The following is a 24,334-nucleotide window of genomic DNA, read 5'->3' on the forward strand; positions in this document are numbered from 1 at the left end:
GTAAATGCCGATCATCAACAGTCAAGTCAAACCGTTCAAGGCACAGGCTTATCACAATGGCGATTTCAAGACAGTCACTGAAGAAAGCCTGAAGGGCAAGTGGTCGGTTTTCGTTTTCTATCCGGCTGACTTCACGTTTGTGTGCCCGACCGAACTGGGTGACCTGGCCGATCGCTACGCCGATTTCAAGAAGCTCGGCGTCGAAATCTACAGCGTGTCGACCGACACGCACTTCACGCACAAGGCATGGCACGACACGTCGGACACGATCCAGAAGATCCAGTACCCGATGATCGCCGACCCGACGCTGGCAATCTCGCGCAACTTCGACGTGCTGATCGAAGAAGAAGGCCTGGCGCTGCGCGGCACGTTCGTGATCAACCCGGAAGGCGAGATCAAGCTGTGCGAAATCCACGACAACGGCATCGGCCGTGACGCTGGCGAGCTGCTGCGCAAGGTGCAGGCTGCGCAATACATCGCGGCTCATCCGGGTGAAGTTTGCCCCGCCAAGTGGACGCCGGGCGCAGAAACGCTGACCCCGTCGCTCGACCTGATCGGCAAGATCTAAGGTCTTCGGACCTTTCGCAGTCCGCGCCTTACGGCGCACCTGCATCACCGTGCGGACCGCTTCATGCAGCGGTTCGCGCGTCTCAGGGCCGCACCTGTCCTATCCGGACTGCGTGCGGCGCCGGGAAACCAACAGCCCTCGTCACGGAATCGAATCGCCATGCTTGATGCCAATCTCAAGAATCAGTTGAAAACGTACCTCGAAAAGGTTAGCAGGCCTATCGAAATCGTCGCATCGCTCGACGACAGTGCAAAATCGCAAGAGCTGCTGGCATTGCTGAACGATATCGCGACGTTGTCGGAACGCGTGACTGTGGTCGAGCGCCGCGGCGACAACGAACGCAAGCCGTCGTTTTCGATCGGCGAGCCCGGCAAGGATACCGGCATCCGCTTCGCGGGCATTCCGATGGGGCATGAATTCACGTCGCTCGTCCTCGCACTGCTGCAGGTCGGCGGCCATCCGGTCAAACTCGACGATGCGGTGATCGAACAGATCCGCAATCTCGACGGTGACTATCAATTCGAAACGTATTTTTCGCTGTCATGCCAGAACTGCCCGGAAGTCGTCCAGGCACTGAACGTGATGGCGCTGATCAATCCGCGCATCCGCCACGTGGCGATCGACGGCGCGTTGTTCCAGAACGAAGTCGAAGCGCGCCAGATCATGGCGGTACCGACGATGTTCATGAACGGCGAAGTCTTCGGCCAGGGCCGCAGCGGCGTGAAGGAAATTCTCGCGAAGCTCGACACCAATGCCGGCGCCCGTGCCGCGAAGGAACTGGAAAAGAAGCCGGTGTTCGACACGCTGATCGTCGGCGGCGGCCCGGCGGGCGCGGCTGCGGCGATCTACTCGGCGCGCAAGGGCATTGCGACGGGGGTGGTCGCGGAACGCTTCGGCGGCCAGGTGCTGGACACGCTGGCAATCGAGAACTTCGTCTCCGTGACGGAAACCGAAGGGCCGAAGTTCGCCACGGCGCTCGAACAGCACGTGAAGGCCTATGAAGTCGACATCATGGACGTGCAGCGCGCCGAAGCGCTGATTCCGGGCCGCATCAACGAAGTGCGCCTCGCCAATGGCGCGGTGCTCAAGGCCAGGACCATCATTCTGGCGACCGGTGCGCGCTGGCGCGAAATCAACGTGCCGGGCGAGCGCGAGTATCGCAACCATGGCGTCGCATATTGCCCGCACTGCGATGGCCCGCTGTTCAAGGGCAAGCGTGTCGCGGTGATCGGCGGCGGCAACTCGGGTGTCGAAGCGGCGATCGACCTCGCGGGCATCGTGCGGGAAGTGACGCTGTTCGAATTCGGCGCGACGCTGCGTGCCGACGAAGTGCTGCAACGCAAGCTGCGCAGCCTCGCCAACGTGACCGTCGTCACGCAGGCACAGACCACTGAAATCACCGGCGACGGCAAGAAGGTCAACGGTCTGGTCTACAAGGACTTGCGTTCGGGCGAAGTAAAGACGGTCGAACTCGAAGGCGTGTTCGTGCAGATCGGCCTCGTGCCGAACACCGAATGGCTCAAGGGCACGGTGGAGTTGACGAAGCACGGCGAGATCGTCGTCGATGCGCGTGGCGCGACGTCGGTGCCGGGCGTGTTCGCCGCGGGCGACGTGACCACGGTGCCGTTCAAGCAGATCGTGATCGCCGTGGGCGAGGGCGCGAAGGCATCGCTCTCCGCATTCGATCACCTGATCCGCAACAGCGAAGAAGTGGAAGCGGTCAGCGAGGCTGAAGCCGAGGCGGCGGTCTGATGCGGCAGCGGTAGCGTGAGTGGAGAGCGGCGGCCTGCGGGCCACCGCTCTCGTTGGTGCATGACGAAGAGCCCGCGTGAATGCGGGCTTTGTTTTTTCGGCGATGGCGGGCTCTCGCCGTTCGCGGCGGGCAAGCCTGAAAGATCACGCAAAAAAAGCCGCGCGGCATGTTCGCCGGGCGGCTTTTTTATCGGCCTGCCAGAACGTGCTGTCAACGCCGGTCAATCGAATACTTGCCGGCACCGGTGACGCACAACAGCAGCAGCCCGCCGATGATGCTGATGTTCTTGTAGAAGTGAATCATGTTGTCGTACTGTACCGCGCCGGTCATATTCCAGTAGTGGTGGCCGATGATCGCGGCGCCCAGCGTATAAACCGCAAGCAGCAGCGCCAGCGGGCGCGTAAAGAAACCCACCAGAAGCGCGATGCCCACGACGAACTCCATCACCACGGCGATGATCGCCGACAACTCGGGCACGGGCGCGCCGCTTGACGTCATGTAAGCGACGGTGCCGGAAAAGCCCGTCAGCTTCGACCAGCCGAACATCACGAACAGCACCATCAACAGGATCCGGGCGACGAGAATGATCACGTCTTTCTGGTTTTCAAACAGGGTATAGCGCATGATTTTTTCCAATGGTCCAGCAGGGGCGTGGCTCGCCGCATTTCGTCCGGCGAGCCACGCCAGAGTTAGAGAAGAGATCGAGGCATCAAGCCCACAACGCCGAGGTCTCGATGTTACGCAGATCGAACACCAGCACTTCCGCGTCATGGCCTTGCGAGAAGGTCAGCGCTTCTTCGCCGCGCACTCGCACGCCGTCGCCTTCGCCGAGTTCCACACCGTTCACCGTCACGCTGCCGCGCGCCACGTGGATATACGCATAGCGATCGCTCGCCAGTTCGAGCCGCGCGGTTTCAGCACCGTCGAAAAGCCCGGCATACACGCGTGCATCCTGTTGCAGCTTTAGCGAATCATTCGCGCCGTCCGGCGACAGCACGAGGCGCAACACGCCGCGCTTGTCTGCCGCGCTGAAATGCCGTTGCTGATAACGCGGCGCCGTGCCCTGCGCGGACGGGCCGATCCAGATTTGCAGAAAGTGCACCGGCTCGCTCTTCGAATGGTTGTATTCGCTGTGCGCCACGCCGGTTCCCGCACTCATCAGCTGGATGTCGCCGGGCACGATCACCGAGCCGGTGCCCATCGTGTCCTTGTGCTCCAGCGCGCCTTCCAGCACGTACGAGAAAATTTCCATGTCGCGGTGCGGATGCTTGCCAAAGCCTTGCGCCGGGGCCACGCGGTCGTCGTTGATCACGAGCAGGTCGGAGAAGCCGTTCTGCTTCGGGTCGTGATAGTTCGCGAAGGAAAACGTGTGACGCGAGCTGAGCCAGCCGTGTTCCGCGCGGCCGCGTTGATTGGCGTGTCTGATTTCAAGCATCGTTTTCTCCTTTGGGTTGTGCGATCCGGGCCAGATGTTTGTCCGCGATCCATGAATGACAGTGTAGGTCAATCCAGATGGCTATAATCACTGTCAAAAGCGAAACACTGTCGCCAAGGAGTGGACAATACGATGCAGCTCGATGACATGCGGATCTTCGTCGCCACGGTCGACGCGCATAACTTCACGGCGGCGGCCAACCGGCTCTCGCTGTCGAAGCAGTTCGTCAGCCGCCGGGTGATGGCGCTGGAAGAAGCGCTCGGCGTGCAGCTACTGATCCGCAATACGCGCAAGCTGGCCGTGACCGACCTCGGCCAGGAGTTTTACGAGCGCGCGAGGCGCATCCTCGGTGAAGTCGAGGATGCTGAGCAGGCCATGTCGCTGCGGCGCGCGGGGCCGCGCGGACTGTTGCGGGTGAGCGCGCCGATGTCGTTCGGCATGATGCATCTGTCGCCGCTCGTCGCGCTGTTCCTGCGCGAGCACGGCGACGTGCGCTTCGACATGGAGTTGAGCGACCGCACCGTCGACGTGGTGGGCGAGGGCTTCGACATGGCGATCCGTATTGGTACGCTGGCCGATTCCACGCTGATCGCGCAGAAGCTCGTCGACGTCAGGATGGTGGCGTGTTGCAGTCCGGGGTATGTGAGGCGCCGTGGAGCGCCCGCCGTGCCGGCCGATCTGCAACGTCATTCATGCCTGTTGTACGGCCATGGCGGCGCGGTCAGCTGGGACTTCATCGTGGACGGGGTGGTGAAGGGCGTCGAAGTGCGCGGACCGTTGCGGGCCAATAATGGCGATCTGATCCGCGACGCCGCCGTGGCCGGGCTGGGGATTGTTCGGCTGCCCGATTTTATCGTTGCGGATTCGCTCAAAAGCGGTCGACTGGTGCCCGTGCTTGACGCCTTCCTGCCTGACGCGACCAGCGTCTACGCGGTGTATCCGCAGCATCGGCAAAGCTCGGTCACGATTCGCGCGTTTGTCGAGTTCTTGCGCAAGCATTTGAAGAAGAATCTGGCGGCGTAAGGGCGTAAGGGCGTAAGGGCGTAAGGGCGTGAGGGCGTGAGGGCGTGAGGGCGTGAGGGCGTGAGGGCGTAAGGGCGTGAGTGCGTGAGGGCGTAAGGGCTTTGAGGGCTTGCGCGTGGCGTGAGTGGCTGGCGGAGAACTACGGCTCGCCGCCGCCGCGCACGTTACCGCAGGCTGCTCATTTCCTCACGCCACCCCGTCAACGGCATCAGCCGTTGCGGAAAATAAAGCTGTAACCATTCAACGCCGGAACGCCGCCCAAATGCGCGTACAACACGCGCGATCCCGCGGGGAATTCCCCATTACGCACCATGTCGATCATCCCGTGCATCGACTTGCCCTCATAGACCGGATCGGTCAACACGCCTTCGAGCCGCGCGCACAAGCGGATCGCCTCCAGCGTGCCGGGGTTCGGCAGACCGTATTCCGGACCGCCGAATCGCTCGTCGAGCACCACGTCTTTCGCGGTGATATCGCGACCGAGGTCAACCTGCTGCGCGGTCTGCTTGGCGATCCGCGTGATCTGCTCGCGCGTCTGCGCGGGTTTCGCCGACGCATCGATGCCGATCACGCGCTCGGCGCGGCCATCGGCGGCAAACCCGACCACCATGCCGGCCTGCGTGCTGCCGGTCACCGAGCACACGACGATATAGTCGAACTTGAAGCCGAGCTCGGCTTCCTGCTGACGCACTTCTTCCGCGAAGCCGACGAAGCCGAGTCCGCCCAGCGGATGATCGGAGCAGCCGGCCGGAATTGCGTAGGGCTTGCCGCCCGCGTCGCGCACGCTTTGCAGCGCATCTTCCCAGCTCTTGCGAAAGCCGATGTCGAAGCCGTCTTCGACCAGCCGCACATCCGCGCCCAGAATCCGCGACATCTGGATGTTGCCGACGCGGTCGTACACGGCATCCGAATAGTTGACCCAGTTCTCCTGCACGAGCACGCACTTCATGCCCAGATGCGCGGCGACCGCCGCCACCTGGCGGGTCTGGTTCGACTGGATTCCGCCGATCGACACCAGCGTGTCGCAGCCCTGCGCCAGCGCTTCCGGGATCAGATATTCGAGCTTGCGGGTCTTGTTGCCGCCGAACGCAAACCCGCTATTGCAATCCTCGCGTTTCGCGTACAGATGCACCTTGCCGCCGAGGTGATCGCTCAGGCGTTTGAGCGGCTGGATCGGCGTCGGTCCAAAGGTGAGCGGGTAGCGAGGGAATCGTTGCAGGTTCATGGCAGCTCCGTGGTGAGTAGATGTGCGACGCGACGGGAACAGTGGGCCGTCGCGTTGAATCCATGTTAGGTAAAACCGGCCGAAATGAGCTTGCGAAAAAATTCCGTTCGGCATAGTTTTAGAAACTAGCGAGACTCAATTGCTTAATAAAAGGACATCCCGGCTGCAATGAACGCAATAAAAATTCGCACGGCGCCGAAAGCGTCCAAGGCTTCGCCCGCTCAACCCGAACCGCTGCAGGCGCTCGATCGCATCGATCGCGCGATCCTGCGGCAGTTGCAAACCGACGCGTCGATCTCGAACGTCGCGCTAGCGGCTAAGGTGAAGCTGAGCGCGCCCGCCTGCTTGCGGCGCGTCGAACGCCTGAAGGAGTCGGGGCTGATTCGCGCAGTGGTCGCGCTGATCGACCCGAAGGCCGCCGGCGCAGGGATGCTGGTGATCATCGGCGTGGTGCTGGACCGCTCCACGCCGGAGTCGTTCGCCGAGTTCGAGAAAGCCGCGCAGAACGTCGCCGGGTGCATGGAGTGCCACGTCGTCACCGGCGAATTCGACTATTTCATGACGATCCGCACGCGCGACAGCGACAGTTTCAACCGCCTGCACGCCGAGCAGTTGCTGTATCTGCCCGGGGTCCGGCAAATCCGCTCGTTCATGGTGCTCAAGGAAATTCTCTCGACCACGAAATTTCCGCTTTGACGCGCGCCGTCGCACAAAAAGACGCGCATGCTGTCATAAAACGCGCTCCCGAACGACCCATCTGAGGATCACTCGCGGACGGCGCGCGCTGCGTCGGAACGGGTGAACGGTACGGACTTTCCGGAGCGATCATCATGGCTTGCAACAGACGGGTATTTCTCAGGTTGATCGGCGCGGCGTCGCTGGCCGGCGGCGCGTGGGCGGGCCGCGCGGCGCAGGCGGCGGACCAGGGCGCGGCGGCGTACGAGGTCTCGCACAGCGACGCCGAGTGGCACAAGCTGCTGACCGACGCGCAGTACCACGTGCTGCGCGAGGCGGGCACCGAACGCCCGTTCAGCAGCGCGTTGAACGACGAACATCGCGCCGGCACGTTCGCGTGCGCGGGCTGCAAACTGCCGCTGTTCTCATCGAAGACCAAGTTCGACAGCGGCACCGGCTGGCCGAGCTTCTGGCAGCCGCTGGATCATGCGGTCATCACGCACACCGACCGGTCGTTCGGCATGACGCGCGACGAGGTGCTATGCCGCCGCTGCGGCGGCCACCTCGGCCACGTGTTCGACGACGGCCCCAAACCGACCGGCCTGCGCTACTGCATGAACGGTCTTGCGTTGACATTCACGCCCGCCACGGGCGGCGTGAGCTGATCGAATCGGGACGACATCATGGACATTCAGGATCGCATTGCCCGCAAGCGGGGCCGCTCGCGCGCGGTGGCTTTTTGGGTCTCGCTCGGCATCGCTGCGCTGGCGCTGCTGTTCGCACAGCACGTGGCATTCGCGGCCGAGGCCGCGGTGGTGATCGCGCCGCCCGCGCTCGACGAGCCGATCTCCGCGAGCACGGCCCACGAAGAAACCGCGGTGTTCGCGGGCGGCTGCTTCTGGGGTGTGCAGGGCGTGTTCCAGCACGTGCGCGGCGTGACGAAGGCGGTCTCCGGCTACTCGGGCGGCACGCGCGAGACCGCTGACTACGAGATCGTCAGCGGCGGCGAGACGGGCCACGCGGAATCCGTGCAGGTCACCTTCGACCCGAGCAAGGTGACGTACGGCCAGTTGTTGCAGGTGTATTTCTCCGTGATCCACGATCCGACCCAGTTGAATCGTCAGGGGCCGGACAGCGGCACGCAGTACCGCTCGGCGGTGTTTCCGCTGAACGACACGCAGCGGCGCGTCGCGCAGAGCTATATCGCCCAGCTCGAGAAAGCCCATGCGTTTGCCGCGCCGATCGTCACCCACGTGGAGCCGTTCAAGGGCTTTTATCCGGCCGAGGCCTATCACCAGAACTACCTGACGCTGCATCCGAACTCCGCCTATATCGCGTTCAACGACATGCCGAAGGTCGCCAATCTGAAGCGTCTGTTCCCCAGTCTGTATCGCGACAAACCGGTTCTGGTCGAAGCGTCGCAATAGCACGAGCGGCGTTCGCCGCAAGTTCTTCCCGACGTGGCGGCAGGCGCTGCCGCCACGTTCCGCTCCCCGCCGCGCCGCGCCCGCCGAGGCCGTGACGCCGGCTTTGCCCGCGCGCCGACTGCTCACCTCCGCGATCGTCCGGCCTCGCGTCCGGCCATTCGAACTCGTGCTCCACGGGCGTGGCGCATATTTTGCGCACCTGTTTCCGACGGCTGATCGTCCGCATGGATCTGTTCATACAGAAGCCCCGCCCAGTGGCGCGGCGGTTGGAGTAGATGGTGCGGCTTCGCCGTGCAGAGCTTGTCGTTCTCTGAAAAAATTACATGCCGTAAGTCACAGCGCGGCGGTAGCCCGGGCCTTTCTTATCCGTCGGGCAACCTCGAACAAGAATTGAACCCCTTCGCGATACGCGAGATCGGAGGCTTCTGGTGTTGAACAGCCGTAGAAAGAAGCGGGGCCGCGCGCTCCGCAATAAACAAACAGGCATTGCGGCAACGTCTCTGGTCGCCGTGACCCTCGGCGGCATTGCCTTTCTTCCGGGTTCGGCGTCGGCTCAGACGCCTTCGCCGTTGGGCGAATGGCAGTATTCGGTGGGCGTTCCGCTGCAGAAGATGTGGCAGCCGAACATTCCGGACTGGCAGGTGCGGATTGGCGTGGCGACCTCGTTCCAGCCGCGCTTCGAGGGCTCGGACCGCTATCACGTGGTGGCCGGCCCGAGCATCGACGTGCGCTACAAGGACCTGTTCTTCCTGTCGAGCGGCGAAGGCTTCGGCGTCAACTTCGCGCAGGGCGCGAACTGGCGCGTGAGTCTCGCCGCCGTCTACGACCTGGGACGTCGCGGGCAAGACGATCCGCAGGAACTGAACGGGCTCGGCAATATCAACGTGGCGCCCGGGCTCAAGCTCGCGGGCGAATATGTCGTGTCGAAGGACTTCCCGCTCGTGATCCGTGCCGACGTGAGGCGTTATTTCGGCGGCTCGAATGGCTGGATCGGCGACCTCGGCGCCTACATGCCGATGCCGGGCAGTTCGAAAACGTTCTTCTGGTTCGCCGGTCCGAACGTCTCGCTCGCGGACTCCACGTACATGAACAGCTGGTTCGGCGTGAATCAGGAACAGGCGGCGCACTCCCAGTATCCGCAGTACCACGCGAGCGCCGGCTTCAAGTCGGTGGGCTTCGGCGTCAGCGCGATCTGGCTGTTCAACAAGCACTGGTTCGCGACGGCGGACGGCGCGTTCGAACAGCTGGTCGGCGGTGCGGGCAATAGCCCGATCGTGCGCACCAGGGCGACGGGCGTGGCCGACGTTTCGATCAACTACCGCTTCTGACGCAACGGGCCGAAGTTCGAGCCGACGCACGGCGGCGCGCCCGCCGTGCGTCGATACATCAATCAATCGCCGCGTCATCGCGGCATTGAGCATCTCCTGCCTGCTCGCGAACGCGTCGTCGCGGGTACATCGTTTGCTGACTCCGTGATTGCGCGTGACACCGGACATTCCATCGGCGCGCCCGAACACAAGGAGCAGATCCCCATGGCAGGTAAGACGAGCACACGGAAGCCCGCGGCGCAGGCAGCGTCGTCGAGCGATCCCAAATCGAAGGATCTCGAACAGTTTCGAGTCAATCCTGACGGCGAAGCGCTGAGGACCAATCAGGGCGTCAAGATCTCCGACAATCAGAACACTTTGCGCGCCGGTCCGCGCGGCCCTTCGCTGCTGGAAGATTTCATCATGCGTGAGAAGATCACGCACTTCGACCACGAGCGCATCCCCGAGCGGATCGTGCATGCGCGCGGCTCGGCGGCGCATGGCGTGTTTCAGGTGTACGAATCGATGAGCGAGTACACCAAGGCCGCGTTTCTACAGGACCCCGCCGTGCAGACGCCGCTCTACGTGCGCTTTTCGACGGTGCAGGGGCCGCGCGGTTCGGCCGACACCGTGCGCGACGTGCGCGGCTTCGCGGTGAAGTTCTACACGCAGGAAGGCAATTACGATCTGGTCGGCAACAACATGCCGGTGTTCTTCATTCAGGACGCCATCAAGTTTCCGGACTTCGTGCACGCGGTGAAACCGGAAGCGCCGAACGAGATGCCGACCGGCGGCTCCGCGCACGACACCTTCTGGGACTTCGTGTCGCTCGTGCCCGAGTCCGCGCACATGGTGCTGTGGACCATGTCGGATCGCGCGATTCCGCGCAGCCTGCGCACCATGGAAGGATTCGGCATTCACACGTTCCGCTTCGTCAATGCGCAAGGCAAGGGGCGTTTCGTCAAATTTCACTGGCGGCCGGTGCTGGGCTCTTACTCGCTGCTGTGGGACGAGGCGCAAAAGCTCGCGGGCAAGGACCCGGATTTTCATCGCCGCGATTTGTGGGAAGCGATCGAGCGGGGCGCCTTTCCCGAGTTCGAACTCGGCGTGCAGATCATCGAGGAAGAGGACGAGCACAAGTTCGACTTCGACCTGCTCGATCCAACCAAGCTGATTCCGGAAGAACGGGTGCCGGTGAAGATCATCGGCAAGATGACGCTCAATCGCAATCCGGACAACTTCTTTGCCGAGACCGAACAGGTCGCGTTCCATCCGGGCCACATCGTGCCGGGTATCGATTTCTCGAACGATCCGCTGCTGCAAGGGCGCCTCTTTTCATACACGGATACGCAGATCAGCCGTCTGGGCGGCCCGAACTTTCACGAGATTCCGATTAACCGGCCCGTGTGCCCGTTCGTCAACAACCAGCGCGACGCGATGCACCGTCAGGCGATCAACGTCGGACAGGCTTCGTACGAGCCGAATTCGCTGAGCGGCGGCTGGCCGAAGGAAACCGATCCGGCGGCGTCGGACGGCGGGTTCGCAAGCTATCAGGAGCGGGTGGAAGGCACGAAGATTCGCGTGCGCAGCGAATCGTTCGCCGACCATTTCTCGCAGGCCGCGCTGTTTTATAACAGCATGTCCCAGCCGGAGAAAGACCACATCGCCGCGGCGTATCAGTTCGAACTCGGCAAGGTGACCAAGCCCGACATCCGGGCGCGCGTGGTCAATGAGATTCTCGCCAACTTCGATGCGGACCTCGCCGCGAAAGTCGCCGAAGGTTTGGGCTTGCCCGCGCCGAAGAAGGGCACGGCGAAGCTTAACGGTCCGAAGCAATCGCCGGCGCTGAGTCTGCTCAATCGCGTGAAGCCGGGGATCAAGACGTGCAAGATTGCGCTGCTGGCCGCGTCGGGCTCCGATGGCGCCGCGATCAGGCAACTCCAGCAGGCGCTGCAAGGCGAGGGCGCGGCGCCGATGCTGATCGCGCCGACGCTGGCCGCGATCGATGGCATGGCCCCCGACGCGACGATCGGGGGCCTGCCGTCGATCATGTTCGACGCGGTGATCGTGGTGGGCGGCGACGCGGGTGCGAAGACGCTCGCGCAATCGGGCGATGCGCGCCATTTCGTGCTCGAAGCGTTCAAGCATCTGAAGGCGATCGCGGCGATCGGCGCGGGGCGCGATGTGCTGGCCGCCGCGCATCTGCCCGACAATGCCGATGGTGTGGCGACCGGCGACGACAAGCAGGCCAAGGACGTGCTGAAGGCGTTCATCAAGGCCGCCGAGCAGCATCGGGTGTGGTCGCGCGCGGCGCAGGCGGAGACGGTGCCGGCGTAAAGCTGCCGACGGCTCGACGGTTCGACGGTTCGACGGTTCGACGTAAAACTGGCCGGGGCGACCCGGCCAGTTTATTGCCGCCAGCCGAAACGCGGCGGCGGAAAAAGCCTACGGATTCACCCGCGTCGCATGCAGCCGATGCGTATTCCTAGGCGCCGCGGCAGCGGACGCTGCGGCAGCCGACACGCCCGCCGGACCCTCGGGAATATCGCTCGGCCGCGACGCCTGCACCGTTTGCGGATACATGGCGAGTAGCACGCGCAGCACGCCGTTGGTCCAGCCGAAGCCATCCTGCAGCGGATACTCGCCGCCGCCCGCGGCCACACCCGGCCTGGTTGCATCGACATCGTATTTCTCGACCAGCTTGCCGGTGTGCTGGTAATACGCGACGTTGGTTCGGATCCAGCGCGTCGCGATGGTTTGCGCGAGCGCCGGCTCGCTATAGCGCCGCAAGCCGATCACCGCCAGATACTGCAACGGCGCCCAGCCGTTCGGCGCGTCCCATTGCTGGCCGCTATTGACCTGCGTGGTGGCGAGTCCGCCCGGCCGCAGCAACTCGCGCTGCAAGGTTACGGCAAGCGTCTTCGCTTGCTGCCGGTTGGCTACGCCCGTATACAACGGATACACCGTCGCCGCCGTGAGCCTGTGCGTCAGCATGTGGTCCGCGAAATCGTAGTCGCTGAACGCCTGCAGTTGCGGGTCCCACAGCACGCGGCGGATCGCGTCCGCACGCGTCGCGGCGCGCTGCTCCATATTCTCCGCATGCGTGACGTCGCCGCGTACCCGGTACGCTTTCGCGAGCGTGCGCTCCAGATCGACCAGCAGGCAATTCAGATCGACCGGCACGAGGGAAGTCACATCGACGGTGCCGAGCGTCTTGCCGTCGGCAAACCAGCGCGAACTGAAGTCCCAGCCGGACTCGCCGCCCGCCCGCAGATTGCGCCAAAGCTGCGCGGGGTCGCGCTGCGGCGTCTGTTGCGCGGTGAGCACGTCTTCGCGATACGACTCGTCGCGCGGCGCCGCGCGTTCGTCCCAATAGCGGTTGAACAGCGTGCCGTCAGCGAGGCGCACCACATGGCGGCTCGCATGGCCCGCCGGCAGGCCTTCGCTGCCGTTCATCCAGTACGCGTATTCGCGCTGCAATTCGGGCAGATATTGCGCATAGACGCCGTCGCCGTCCTTGTCCGCGACGAGCCGCACCATCTGCGCGAAGAACGGTGGCTGCGAGCGGCTCAGGTAGTACGTGCGGTTGCCGTTCGGAATATGACCGTACCGGTCGATCAGCGTCGCGAAGTTCTTCAGTTCGTCGACGACCAGCGCATGCCGGCCGCTCTGTTCGAGTCCGAGCATGATGAAGTACGAGTCCCAGTAGTAGATCTCGTCGAAGCGGTCGCCCGGCACGATGTACGCATTCGGCAACGGCAGCAGCGACGACCACGGGCTCGCGGTTGCATCCGGTTCGCGGCGCAGCACGTTCCAGAGCGTGTCGATATGGCCGACCACGTCCTGGTTCGGATCGGACACATAGATCTTCGCAGTGCGCGTAGGCAGTGTGAAGTTGCGCTTCACGAAGTCGCCGAGACTGAAGCCCGGTTGCTGCTTCGTCGCGTCGTACGCGGTCTCGATCTGTGCGGGCGGCGCTGACGGCACCATGTCCGCGAAGGTTTTGCTGTCGGGGTAGAGGTGCGCGAGTTGCACGTCGCGATATAGCGCCGCGTACTGCTCGGACGGCGGCACCGGCACGACCGGCGACGCCTGCGTGGGCGGCTCGACGTGTACGGCAACCGTTGCGAAGCCGGTGGCCGGCGCAGCGGAAGGCTCGGTTGAAGTAGCCGGCGACGCATGCCACACGAGCGAGGCGGCGAAGACTGCGCGCAACAAAGCGGCGAGATGTGGAGAGGACATCGGCAACCGGGTGAGAGAGTGGATGGCATGAACGATGGAACAGCAAGCCGCGCAGCAAACCGCATGCATCGAACGATTGACCCACGCCCGCCACGCAAAGTTGCGTGCGCCGGCAACAGCCCCGTCCAGTAAGCCTGAGCGCGCGGGATCGTGCCTCAAAAAAGACCTCCGTCCTGTATGATGACCGGCGTGGCGCCGCGACCAGAACCACCACGCGATAATCCGAAAAATATTCCGAATCGATTCGATTCGTTATGCCGATGACAGAAAAAATGACCGCATCGCAGGCCGTCAACCAGCAACGTTTCCGCAGCATCATCCGCCGCAACATCGCGCTGCCTTTGGGTGTCGGCCTCGTCACGATGGCGGTGTTCGTCGGCCTGATCGCGTATCTGGTCTCCACCATGAACTGGGTCGAGCATTCCGAGCGGGTGATCGGCTCGGCCAATGAAATGCTGCGCCTCGCGGTCGACCGCGAATCGTCGATGCGCGGCTTCCTGATCACCGGCGACGAAACCTTTCTGACACCGTATGAATCCGGTGGCCCGAAGTTCAAGACGCAAATTGAAGCGTTGCAGGCGCTGGTCTCCGACAACCCGCCGCAAGTCGAAAGGCTCAGGCAGATCCAGGCGATCCAGCAGCGCTGGAGCCGTTTCGCCGAAGACATGATCGACGCGCGCCGCCGCAATCAGGACTTCGAATCCGCGGTGGCGAGCGGGCGCGGCAAGATCGAATTCGACGAAACGCGCCGCGAGTTCAGCGATTTTCTCGATGTCGAATTGCGCCTGCGCCAGGAGCGCGCCGACGCGACACGCCGCGTCACGACCACGCTGGTCAGTGTATTCCTGCTGTTCAGCCTGGTCGTGAGCGCGCTGTTGGCGTGGGTGGGCCGCCGTGAACTGAAGAGCCTGTCCGCCACTTACGACGGCGCGTTGCGTCAGCAGGCCGAACAGACCGAAGCGTTGCAGGGGCTGGTGTGGTTGCGCTCCGGGCAGCGTCTGCTGGCGGAAAGAGTGGTCGGCCAGGCAAGTGCGCCGCTGGTGGGCCGCGCGATGCTCGACTTCCTGGCGCACTATCTGGATGCCGCGGTCGCCGCGCTCTACGTGCGCGATAAGCAGCATGGCACGCTGCGCCGCATCGCCGCGTATGGCTTCAGCCGGGAAAGCGAGCAGGCCGCCCCACGCGAGCTCGAAGCAGGCGAAACGCTGGTCGGCCAGGCCGCGCTCGCGCGCCGCACGCTGGTGTTGCGCGACGTGCCGGACAGCTACGTGCAAGTGGTATCCGCGACCGGACGCAGCGCGCCGAAGAACCTGCTGATCATGCCGATCGAAAACGACGGCGAGGTCAATGGCGTCGTCGAACTGGGCTTTATCCGCGAGTTGACGCCGCGTGACCAGGAGTTCATGGAACTGGTCAGCAATAGCATGGGCGATTTCATCGAGGCGGCCTTGTATCGCGAGCGGCTGCAGGACGCGCTCGTCGAAACGCAGCAGTTGAACGAGGAGCTTCAGGTTCAGCAGGAGGAACTGCGCGTTTCGAACGAAGGGCTCGAAGAGCGCGGCCGTGCGTTGATGGAATCGCAAACGCGCCTCGAAGCGCAGCAGGCCGAGCTCGAGCAGACCAACGTGCAGCTCGAGGAATACGCGCAGCGGCTCGAGCGGCAGAAGTCGGACCTGCTGCGCGCGCAGGGTGAACTCGCGGCCAACGCGGAGCGCCTCGAACAGTCGAGCCGCTACAAGTCCGAGTTTCTCGCCAACATGTCGCACGAACTGCGCACGCCGTTGAACAGCTCGCTGATTCTCGCCAAGCTGCTGCAGCAGAACCGCACCGGCAATCTGACCGAAGAGCAGGTTCGCTACGCCGAGACGATTCATGCGTCCAACAGCGATCTGCTGGTGCTGATCAACGACATTCTCGATCTGTCGAAGGTCGAAGCCGGGCAGGTCACGGTCGAACTCGAAACGGTGTCGATCGACGCGACGCTTCAAGCGCTGGAAGAAATGTTCAGGCCGCTGGCAGCGTTGAAGCACTTGCGACTTACATTCGAACGCCAGCCGGGCACGCCGGAGACGTTCGTCACCGACGGCCAGCGCGTCGCGCAGATTCTGCGCAACCTGCTGTCGAACGCGGTGAAGTTCACCGAGCACGGCGAGGTGGCGCTGTCGGTGGCGCTGGCTGAAGAGGGCATGCTGCGGATCGACGTGCGCGATTCCGGCATCGGTATCGCGGCGGACAAGCTCGACATGATCTTCGAAGCGTTCCAGCAGGCGGACGGGTCCACCAGCCGTCAGTACGGCGGCAGCGGCCTGGGCCTGTCGATTTCGCGCGAGTTTTCGCGTTTGCTCGGCGGCCGCATCACTGTTGCGAGCGAGGTCGGCAGGGGCAGTGTGTTCACGCTGTGGCTGCCGCTCGATGCCGAGGCGGCGCTGGCGGCCAGCGCGGCGGCATCGTCCGCGCCGCCGACTGCGTTCACGTCGGCTCATGATCAAGCTCAAGCTAACACGCAGGCCGCCAGCGAGCCGCCGCTGATCCGCGCGGCGTCGGGCCACGCGCAGACCGCCGTGATCTCGCCGGCCAACGGGCTCTCGGCCGGCAACACGTCCGAGAGTGCCGGCGGCGCCATCGCCGATGATCGCGACAACCGCACGCGCGCCGGCCGTCTGATCGTCGCCGTTGAGGACGACTTCGCGTTTGCCGAAATCCTGCGTGATCTGACCCATGAACTCGACTTCGATTTCGTGCATGCCAGCGACGCGGCCAGCGGTCTGGCACTGGTGCGCGACATGCACCCGGCCGCCGTTCTGCTCGATGTCGGGCTGCCGGACCGCTCCGGCCTGACCGTGCTGGAGTGGCTGAAGAACGATCCTCTCACGCGCCACATTCCGATTCATATCGTTTCGGCCACCGACCACGCCGACAAGGCGCTGCACCTCGGCGCGATCGGCTACACGCTCAAGCCGACCGCGCGCAGCACGATGGAAGCAGCGATCCGCCGTCTCGAAGCACGTCTGCAACAGCGCCTCAAACGCGTGCTGGTGATCGAGGACGACGCGCCGATGCGCGAGAGCATCCGCGCGCTGCTGCAAAGCGAGAACACTGAGATCGTCGCGGTCGCCACGCTTGCGCAGGCGCTGGAGTATCTGGGCCGGTTCACGTTCGATTGCGTCGTGACCGATCTCGCGCTGCCCGACGGCACCGGCTACGACCTGCTCGAACGGCTGGCCGCGGACACCGCGCGTGCCGCGCTGCCGGTGATCGTCTACACGGGCCGCATGCTGTCCGACGACGAAGAGCACCGCCTGCGCCGCTATTCGAAGTCGATCATCATCAAGGGCGCGAAGTCGCCCGAGCGTTTGCTCGATGAAGTCACGCTGTTCCTGCACAGCGTGGAGTCGTCGCTCGCGCCGGAACAGCAGCGCATGCTGCGCACGGTGCGCCAGCGCGACAACGCATTCGAAGGCCGCACGATCCTGCTCGCCGAGGACGACGTGCGCAATATCTTCGCGCTTTCGCACGTGCTGGAGCCGCTCGGCGCGCAACTGCAGATCGCGCGCAACGGCCGCGAGGCGCTCGAAGCGCTGGAAAACGGCCCCGAAGTGCATCTGATCCTGATGGATGTCATGATGCCCGAGATGGACGGTCTGACCGCGATGGGCGAGATCCGCCGCAATCCGCGTTTCGCGCATCTGCCGATCATCGCGCTGACCGCGAAGGCGATGGCGAACGACCGCACCCGCTGCCTCGAAGCCGGCGCCGACGACTATGTGTCCAAGCCGATCGACGTCGACAAGCTGGTCGCGCTGTGCCGTGTCTGGTTGCGGCAACGCTAGTGGGAACAGCAGTGGAAACGGCAGGAACGAGCGGGATCACGATGAGCCAATCCGGAATTGAAGCGCCCCATGAAGCGCCGCACCGCATGAGCGACTTCGACATCGAGTTGAAGCTGCTGCTGGAGGCGATCTACCTCAAGTATCAGCACGACTTCCGTCACTATGCGATGGCGTCGCTGCGGCGGCGTCTGTCGCAGGCGCTCGACGAATTCAGGCTCACCACGCTGTCGCAATTGCAGGACCGCATCATGCGCAACGGCGACGAGTTCTCGCGGCTGTTCCAGTACCTGACGGTGCAGGTCAGCGACATGTTTCGCGATCCCGCGTATTTCCTCGCGTTGCGTGAACACGTGCTGCCGCGGCTGCGCACCTATCCGTCGATCAAGGTGTGGGTGGCCGGTTGCAGCACGGGCGAGGAACTGTGGTCGCTGAAAATCCTGTTCGACGAAGAGGACCTGACCGAGCGTACGCTGTTCTACGCGACCGACATCAACCCGGATGCGCTCGCGCGCGCCGAGTCCGGCATCTATGCGCTCGAGCGCATCCAGGGATTCACGCAGAACTATCTGGCAGCCGGCGGCAAGCGTTCGCTGTCGGACTACTATCATGCTGCGTATGGCGGCGCGCGGTTCTCGGGCTCGCTCAAGGAGCGCGTGGTATTCGCCGACCACAGCCTGTCCACCGACGAAGTGTTTCTCGAGGCGCATCTGGTGTCGTGCCGCAACGTGCTGATCTATTTCGACCGCGGCTTGCAGGATCGCGCGCTGGGTCTGTTCGAAAACGCGCTGGTGCGGCGCGGTTTTCTCGGTCTGGGCAGCAAGGAAAGCCTGCGCTTTTCCCGTCATGCCGAAGCGTTCGCCGAGTTCCGCCCGGGCGAGCGCATTTATCAGAAGCGCTAGCACGCACGCTCATCATGGCACGCTCAACTGTCACGTCATCCGCCGATTCCCAGCCGGACGCCGCTGCGGCGCGCCGCTACGATCTCGTCGTGATCGGCGGCTCGGCGGGGGGCATCGAAGTGCTGAACCTGCTGCTCGGCGCGTTGCCCGAGTGCTTTGCGCCCGCCGTGATGATCGTCACGCATCTGCCGCCCGATTCGCCGAGCTACCTGGTGCATGCGTTCGCGCATCGCTGCGCGTTGCCGGTGATCGAGCCCGACGCCGGCGAGCCGATCATGCCGGGCCGCGTGCACATCGCGCCGCCGGGCTATCACATGCTGGTGGAAGTGGACCGCACCGTCGCGTTGTCGACCGACCCCGCGGTGCGCTTCTCGCGGCCCTCGATCGACGTGCTGTTCGAGTCGGCGGCCGTCGTGTACGGCGAGCGCCTGCTGGCGATCCTGCTGTCCGGCGCCAACGACGACGGCGCGCAAGGACTCGCGCAGGTGCGCGCGCTCGGCGGCACCGCGTGGGTGCAAGCGCCGGACAGCGCCGCTTCGCCGGAAATGCCGCGCGCCGCGATCGAACGCGGCGCGGCCGATTCTATTTACCATCCCGCAACCATGGCCCGGCGGCTCGCCGCATTGCCGGCCTTTCTCTGATCCGATGCCATGACGAATCCACCTGTGAACATCCTGATCGTCGACGACATCGTCCACAACATCACGGCGCTCGAAGCGCTGCTGACGCGCCCGGATGTCGCCGTGCTGGTGGCCGATTCCGGCACCGCCGCGCTCGACCTGCTGCTCAAGCACGAGGTCGCGCTGGCGATTCTCGACGTCAACATGCCGGGCATGAACGGCTTTGAACTCGCCGCGCTGATGCGCGGCAGCCCGCGCACCTCGCACGTGCCGATCATCTTTCTGACCGCGACCGCGCAGGATGCGTCGCGCACCTTTCGCGGCTATGAGGCCGGCGCGGTCGACTTCCTGTACAAGCCGTTCGATCCGCGCATTCTGCAATCGAAGGTCGATGTGTTCGTGCAGCTCGAACAGCAGAAGCGCCAGCTCGCCGCGCAGCTGGTGACCACGCGTCAGATGCTGGAAGCCAACGAGATGCTGATGGCGGTGCTGAGTCACGATCTGCGCACGCCGCTCGGCGCGGTGCTGGCGTCGGCGGAATATCTGATGCGCACGGCCGCCGACGAACAGTCGGTAACGGTGGCCGCGCGCGTGAAGAACAGTTCGCTGCGCATGGCGCGCATGGTCGATCAGCTGCTCAACCTGGCGCGTTTGCAGGGCGGGCGTCTGCCGTTGCAGCCGCGCTCGATTGAACTGGCGACGCTGTGCCGCTCGGTGATCGACGAGTTCGCGTCGCAAAAGAGCGGCCGGCGCATCGTGTTCGACAGCCGTGGCAACACGGCGGGCGCGTGGGACACGGATCTGGTCTGGCAGGCCGTGTCGAATCTGATCAGCAACGCGCTGCACCATGGCGCGCCGGGCGGCGATATCGGCGTCGAGGTGGATGGCGACGCGGTCGAATCCGTGCGCCTGAAGGTCTCCAATCACGGCACGATTCCGGCCGAGGTGTTTCCGCACCTGTTCAAGGCGTTTGGTCAGAACAACGGCGGGGCGCGCTCGCGCGAAGGCCTGGGGCTCGGCTTGCATATCGTGCAGGAGATCGCGCGGATGCATGGCGGCCAGGTCAGCGTCGAGTCCAGTGAGCCGGCCGGGACCGCGTTCACGATCGAATTGCCGAGGATGGTCACGTTGCAGCGCGGCTCGTTCACGCGCAAGTAGACGCGCGGCGCGAAACGGAGGTGGCCGCTCCTGCTGTGCTACGCTTGCCGCAACCGAATACACGCAACGCGAATCCCATCATGCGTTCCTGGCGCATCGCTCCACCGCAACGAAGCGGGCAGATCAGCACCGCGCGCGCGACCGACCTCGTCATGTCGATCTCGCATCCCGACGCCGACGCGCTCGCCGCGCACATTCTGAAGACCGTCGGCGACGCGCTGCCTGTCTCGCAGTGCACCATCTTCGCGTACGAATTCGACGCGCGGCCGCGCACCGTATCGGCCGCCGATCATCGCGGCGGCCGCTTTCTGCGCGATGTCGCCGATCGTTACGCTACGCACTTTTATGCGCTCGACGGCAACCGCGCGATCATCGGCCGCGCGCCGCGCGCGCAGGCTCGCGATGCGTTGGTGCTGCATCAGCAGCGCAGCGAAGAGATCGAAAACGAAGCCTATCGCGCGGCCTGCTACGCGCAGCCCAATGTGTCTGACCGGCTGTCGCTGCTGGTGCAACCGATGGAAAGCGTGTGGCTGTCGATCAATCTGTATCGCGACAGCGCGTACGGCGTGTTTGCGCCGGGCGAGCTGGAGCATGTCGAAAGTCTCGCGCATCTGTTCGCGCACGCGGCGAAAAGCCATTACGCGCTTAACGGGCAGCATCAGCAAGGTCCGGCCGCCGCGATGCTGGCGCGGGTTCGGCGCGCGTGCCCGGCGCTCACGCCGCGTGAGCTCGATGTGCTGCGCGGCACGCTCGCAGGCGCAAGCGCCGTTGAAATCGCCGCGCAGATGGGCGTCAAGCCCGCGAGCGTGCTCACGTATCAGAAGCGCGCCTATGCGCGGCTCGGCATCTCCAGTCAGCGGCAGTTGTTCGCGCTGTGCATGCAGCCCGAGCGGGCCTGATTCAGTCAGCCTGAAGTCATCCGGTGTATTGCGCTGGCTCTGCGCTTTTCCTGCCCGGTATGTTGCACGCGCTAGGCGCGCTTCGGCCGTGCATCGGCCTGGGTCTCACGGTCCCAATGCTTCAGCCACGGCATCAGGAAATCTGCGAAGCCATCCGCGGGCGGCGACAGCGCGCGTTCGGTCGAGCGGTACACGCAGACCTTGCGGATCGTTTCCGGATCGACGATGCGCTTCATTACCAGCCCGAACGTGCGCGCCAGCGGCGCGACGTAGGCGGGCGCGAGGGTCACGGCCAGCCCTTGTGACGCGAGCCCGAATGCAGTGGTGACGTTGTCCACCACGTTCACCGGAACGATGCGCGCTTCTGCCGGCAGATTGGCGAGCATCTGCCCGACCGCACGCTCGTGATCGCGGCCGGTGGCGATGATCGGCACGTCGCGCAAATGCTGCCACTGCACGCGGCGCCGCGCGCCCAGCGGATGCGTGGCCGCGCACCACATCACCCAGGGGCTCGCAAACGCCGGATCGCAGCGCACGCGGGTCCCGCATTGCCGGTCCGGTCCGATCGCAAGATCCACGTCGCCGCTTTCCACGCGCTCCACCAGTTGCTCGACCACGGTGTCGCAAATGCGCACGACCACCTTGGGCTTGTCGCGCGCATATTCGGCAATCGCCGCGGGCAGCGCGGTGGCGGCCAGCACCAGCGGCGCGCCCACCCGCACGATGCCGGCGGCGCGGTTGCGGATGTCGTCGGCGGATTGCGCGGCGGCGCGCACGTGGCGCAGCACCGATTCGGCCGACGACAGAAAATCCTGCCCCGCGCTCGACAGATTGACGCGCCGCGTCGTCCGGTCGAACAGGCGGAAGCCGAGTTCCGTTTCCAGTTCGGCCAGCAACTGGCTGACCGCCGACGAGGTCAGCCCGAGCCGCTCCGCCGCCGCGCCGATGCTATGCAGATCGACGATGGCGAGGAACGCTTCGAACTGGCGGATGGTGATGCGTGCAAGTGGCATCAGGCGATTCTAAAGAAAAACTTACGAATCGTGAAAAATCGATTGATTGTGCGTGACGAGCGCATGACCGACACTCGCTCGATCGACGTACATGCGGATTCCCGCTTAGACTTCCGGATTCTCCTGTCGTCCGCGGCCCGGCTTTAAGGTTTGACGCCGGCTTGCGGCCAGGCCACAGCGACGCACCATCGACGCCGCATTCGAGGACCTATCATGTTCGACCATATTCCCGCCTACCCAGGCGACCCGATTCTGAGCCTGAACGAAGACTTTCAACTGGACCCCCGGCCCAACAAGGTCAATCTGAGCATCGGCATCTATTTCGACGATGCCGGCAAGCTGCCGGTGATGGACGCCGTGCGCCGCGCCGAAACCGCGCTGCTCGGCTCGATCGGCCCGCGCTCGTATCTGCCGATGGCGGGCCTGCCGCTGTATCGCGAGATGGCGCAGGCGCTGGTGTTCGGTGAGCAGAGCGAGGCGCGCGCCGCCGGGCGGGTGGCGACGCTGCAGACCATCGGCGGCTCGGGCGCGCTGAAGGTCGGCGCCGACTTTCTGAAGCGCTATTTTCCGGCTTCGCAAATCTGGATCAGCGACCCGAGCTGGGAAAACCATCGCGTGGTGTTCGAAGGCGCGGGGCTGACCGTCAATACCTATCCGTACTACGACGAGCAGACAGGCGGCTTGCGCTTCGCCGACATGATCGAGACGATCGGCGGCTTGCCCGAACGCAGCATCGTACTGCTGCACGCATGCTGCCACAACCCGACCGGCGTCGATCTGAGCCCGGCGCAATGGGCGGAACTGGTACCGGTATTGCAGCGCCGCAAGCTGATCGCGTTCGTCGACATGGCCTACCAGGGTTTCGGAGCGGGCCTCGAAGAAGACGCCGCGTGCGTGCGTCTGCTGGCCGACGCCGGTGTGCCGTTGATCACTGCGAATTCGTTTTCGAAGAATTTCTCGCTGTACGGCGAGCGTTGCGGCGCGTTGAGCGTGGTGTGCAAAAGCGCGGAAGAGGCGGCCCGCGTGCTTGGACAGTTGATGTCGACGGTGCGCGCCAACTACAGCAATCCGCCCACTCATGGCGCGCGCCTCGTGGCCAGCGTGCTCGCCGATGCGGAGTTGCGCGCGTCGTGGGAAACCGAACTCGCCGCGATGCGCGAGCGGATTCTGGCGATGCGCGGCACGATCCACGCGGGACTCGCGGGCCGTGTCGATGAAGTGATGCGCGCGCGTTACGTTGCGCAGCGCGGCATGTTCACCTATACGGGCCTGACCGAGAGCCAGGTGGAGCGCCTGCGCAGCGACTACGCGGTGTACGTGCTGCGCTCGGGCCGCATGTGCGTGGCAGGCCTGAACGAACGCAACGCCGGCTATGTGGCGTCGTCGATTGCGGCGGTGGTGTCGGGCGCATAACGGCGATTTCCCGCACCAGCACAACGATAACCCTGGAGACCTTGATGACGACCGTTGAAATGCAACCGGCCAGCGCGCCGAAGATTCCCGTCATGCATCCGGATGAATGGCAGGCGCGCGTGCAACTGGCCGCGTGCTATCGCATCTTCGACATGCTCGGCTGGACCGAGATGATCTACAACCACATCACGTTGCGCGTGCCCGCGAGCGTAAGCGGCGGCGAGCGGCAGTTCCTGATCAATCCGTTCGGGCTGCACTATAGCGAGGTGACGGCGAGCAATCTGGTGAAGATCGATGCGCACGGGCGCGTGCTCGACAGCTCGCCGTATCCGGTGAACCCGGCCGGGTTTGTGGTTCATGCGGCGATTCACGAAGGCTTGCCCGACGCGCACTGCGTGATGCACACGCACACCACGGCGGGCGTCGCGGTGGCGTGTCTGGAAGACGGCCTGCAGCAGACCAACTTCTATAGCGCTCAGTTGCACGATCGCATCGCGTATCACGACTTCGAGGGCATCACCGTGCATGCGCAAGAAGGGCCGCGCCTCATCGAACATATCGGCGACAAGCAGGCGGTGATCTTGCGCAACCACGGCCTGCTTGCGTGGGGCCGCACGTTGCCGCAGACTTTCGCGATCCTGTGGACGCTCAATCGCGCGTGCGAAATCCAGATGGCGACGTTCGCGATGGGCCGCGCGCGGCCGGTGCCGGAAGAGGTGGCGATCCGCTGCTCGCGCGACGCGTTGCAGTTCGATCCGCGGCACGGCGCGGGGCAGGATGTGTTCGACGCGCTGGTGCGGCGGGTGGATCGGATCGACGCGAGCTACAAGGATTGACGTACGAACTA

General features: G+C 64.3%; 20 protein-coding genes. 15 read left to right on the top strand and 5 right to left on the bottom strand.

What is annotated here, in order from left to right; genetic code table 11:
• The first annotated feature begins 4 nt into the window (after window positions 1-4).
• Together ahpC and ahpF are read left to right on the top strand one after the other, a co-directional pair.
• On the top strand, window positions 5-568 hold the full coding sequence (gene ahpC, locus FVF58_RS07710) for an alkyl hydroperoxide reductase subunit C (RefSeq protein WP_149669304.1): 564 nt from the start codon (window positions 5-7) through the stop codon (window positions 566-568).
• Between the two features lie 159 nt (window positions 569-727).
• Window positions 728-2,320 (top strand): alkyl hydroperoxide reductase subunit F, encoded by a 1,593-nt coding sequence (gene ahpF, locus FVF58_RS07715; RefSeq protein ID WP_149669305.1) that lies wholly within the window; start codon window positions 728-730, stop codon window positions 2,318-2,320.
• 211 nt (window positions 2,321-2,531) lie between these two features.
• Here ahpF and FVF58_RS07720 read toward each other — a convergent pair whose 3' ends face one another.
• Window positions 2,532-2,945 (bottom strand): DoxX family protein, encoded by a 414-nt coding sequence (locus FVF58_RS07720; RefSeq protein ID WP_149669306.1) that lies wholly within the window; start codon window positions 2,943-2,945, stop codon window positions 2,532-2,534.
• An 85-nt stretch (window positions 2,946-3,030) separates the two neighbouring features.
• Window positions 3,031-3,756, bottom strand: a complete 726-nt coding sequence (locus tag FVF58_RS07725) for a pirin family protein (RefSeq protein ID WP_149669307.1) — start codon at window positions 3,754-3,756, stop codon at window positions 3,031-3,033.
• Window positions 3,757-3,888: 132 nt separating this feature from the next.
• Here FVF58_RS07725 and FVF58_RS07730 point away from each other — a divergent pair, with 132 nt between their 5' ends.
• Entirely contained in the window at window positions 3,889-4,779 is an 891-nt protein-coding gene (locus tag FVF58_RS07730; protein WP_149669308.1) for a LysR family transcriptional regulator, read from the top strand.
• Between the two features lie 208 nt (window positions 4,780-4,987).
• Here the strand turns inward: FVF58_RS07730 and FVF58_RS07735 are convergent, their stop codons facing one another.
• Window positions 4,988-6,004, bottom strand: coding sequence for a 1-aminocyclopropane-1-carboxylate deaminase (locus tag FVF58_RS07735; protein ID WP_149669309.1), 1,017 nt, complete (start codon window positions 6,002-6,004; stop codon window positions 4,988-4,990).
• 168 nt (window positions 6,005-6,172) lie between these two features.
• Between FVF58_RS07735 and FVF58_RS07740 the strand changes: the two genes are divergently transcribed.
• The 5 genes from FVF58_RS07740 to katE all read left to right on the top strand — a co-directional run bounded on the left by FVF58_RS07740 (window position 6,173) and on the right by katE (window position 11,750).
• The gene (locus tag FVF58_RS07740; RefSeq protein WP_188130743.1) at window positions 6,173-6,700 is read left to right on the top strand and encodes an Lrp/AsnC family transcriptional regulator; all 528 of its coding nucleotides are present in this window, start codon (window positions 6,173-6,175) and stop codon (window positions 6,698-6,700) included.
• A gap of 134 nt (window positions 6,701-6,834) precedes the next feature.
• The gene (msrB, locus tag FVF58_RS07745; RefSeq protein ID WP_149669310.1) at window positions 6,835-7,344 is read left to right on the top strand and encodes a peptide-methionine (R)-S-oxide reductase MsrB; all 510 of its coding nucleotides are present in this window, start codon (window positions 6,835-6,837) and stop codon (window positions 7,342-7,344) included.
• A gap of 18 nt (window positions 7,345-7,362) precedes the next feature.
• The gene (msrA, locus tag FVF58_RS07750; protein ID WP_149669311.1) at window positions 7,363-8,106 is read left to right on the top strand and encodes a peptide-methionine (S)-S-oxide reductase MsrA; all 744 of its coding nucleotides are present in this window, start codon (window positions 7,363-7,365) and stop codon (window positions 8,104-8,106) included.
• Between the two features lie 428 nt (window positions 8,107-8,534).
• Window positions 8,535-9,434 carry a MipA/OmpV family protein gene (locus tag FVF58_RS07755; RefSeq protein ID WP_149669312.1) on the top strand — a complete coding sequence of 300 codons (900 nt, stop codon included), beginning with the start codon at window positions 8,535-8,537 and terminating at the stop codon, window positions 9,432-9,434.
• 171 nt (window positions 9,435-9,605) lie between these two features.
• On the top strand, window positions 9,606-11,750 hold the full coding sequence (gene katE / locus FVF58_RS07760; protein ID WP_281291158.1) for a catalase HPII: 2,145 nt from the start codon (window positions 9,606-9,608) through the stop codon (window positions 11,748-11,750).
• 108 nt (window positions 11,751-11,858) lie between these two features.
• On the opposite strand, the gene treF is transcribed toward katE, so the two are convergent.
• A complete protein-coding gene (gene treF, locus FVF58_RS07765; protein WP_149669314.1) occupies window positions 11,859-13,655 on the bottom strand; it encodes an alpha,alpha-trehalase TreF in 1,797 nt (598 codons plus the stop codon).
• 272 nt (window positions 13,656-13,927) lie between these two features.
• Between treF and FVF58_RS07770 the strand changes: the two genes are divergently transcribed.
• The 5 genes from FVF58_RS07770 to FVF58_RS07790 all read left to right on the top strand — a co-directional run bounded on the left by FVF58_RS07770 (window position 13,928) and on the right by FVF58_RS07790 (window position 21,061).
• Complete coding sequence (locus FVF58_RS07770; RefSeq protein WP_149669315.1) at window positions 13,928-17,485, top strand: response regulator; 3,558 nt, start codon at window positions 13,928-13,930, stop codon at window positions 17,483-17,485.
• Between the two features lie 41 nt (window positions 17,486-17,526).
• Complete coding sequence (locus FVF58_RS07775) at window positions 17,527-18,384, top strand: CheR family methyltransferase (RefSeq protein ID WP_149669316.1); 858 nt, start codon at window positions 17,527-17,529, stop codon at window positions 18,382-18,384.
• A gap of 14 nt (window positions 18,385-18,398) precedes the next feature.
• Entirely contained in the window at window positions 18,399-19,025 is a 627-nt protein-coding gene (locus tag FVF58_RS07780) for a chemotaxis protein CheB (protein ID WP_149669317.1), read from the top strand.
• A gap of 9 nt (window positions 19,026-19,034) precedes the next feature.
• Window positions 19,035-20,162, top strand: a complete 1,128-nt coding sequence (locus tag FVF58_RS07785; protein ID WP_149669318.1) for a hybrid sensor histidine kinase/response regulator — start codon at window positions 19,035-19,037, stop codon at window positions 20,160-20,162.
• Between the two features lie 80 nt (window positions 20,163-20,242).
• On the top strand, window positions 20,243-21,061 hold the full coding sequence (locus FVF58_RS07790) for a helix-turn-helix transcriptional regulator (RefSeq protein ID WP_149669319.1): 819 nt from the start codon (window positions 20,243-20,245) through the stop codon (window positions 21,059-21,061).
• Window positions 21,062-21,132: 71 nt separating this feature from the next.
• Here FVF58_RS07790 and FVF58_RS07795 read toward each other — a convergent pair whose 3' ends face one another.
• The gene (locus FVF58_RS07795) at window positions 21,133-22,074 is read right to left on the bottom strand and encodes a LysR family transcriptional regulator (RefSeq protein ID WP_149669320.1); all 942 of its coding nucleotides are present in this window, start codon (window positions 22,072-22,074) and stop codon (window positions 21,133-21,135) included.
• 213 nt (window positions 22,075-22,287) lie between these two features.
• On the opposite strand from FVF58_RS07795, the gene FVF58_RS07800 reads away from it, so the two are divergent.
• Both FVF58_RS07800 and FVF58_RS07805 read left to right on the top strand, forming a co-directional pair.
• Window positions 22,288-23,487, top strand: coding sequence for an amino acid aminotransferase (locus FVF58_RS07800; RefSeq protein ID WP_149669321.1), 1,200 nt, complete (start codon window positions 22,288-22,290; stop codon window positions 23,485-23,487).
• A gap of 44 nt (window positions 23,488-23,531) precedes the next feature.
• Window positions 23,532-24,323 (top strand): class II aldolase/adducin family protein, encoded by a 792-nt coding sequence (locus FVF58_RS07805; RefSeq protein WP_149669322.1) that lies wholly within the window; start codon window positions 23,532-23,534, stop codon window positions 24,321-24,323.
• Window positions 24,324-24,334 lie beyond the last annotated feature (11 nt).

This window comes from Paraburkholderia panacisoli (assembly GCF_008369935.1).
Classification (GTDB): domain Bacteria; phylum Pseudomonadota; class Gammaproteobacteria; order Burkholderiales; family Burkholderiaceae; genus Paraburkholderia; species Paraburkholderia panacisoli.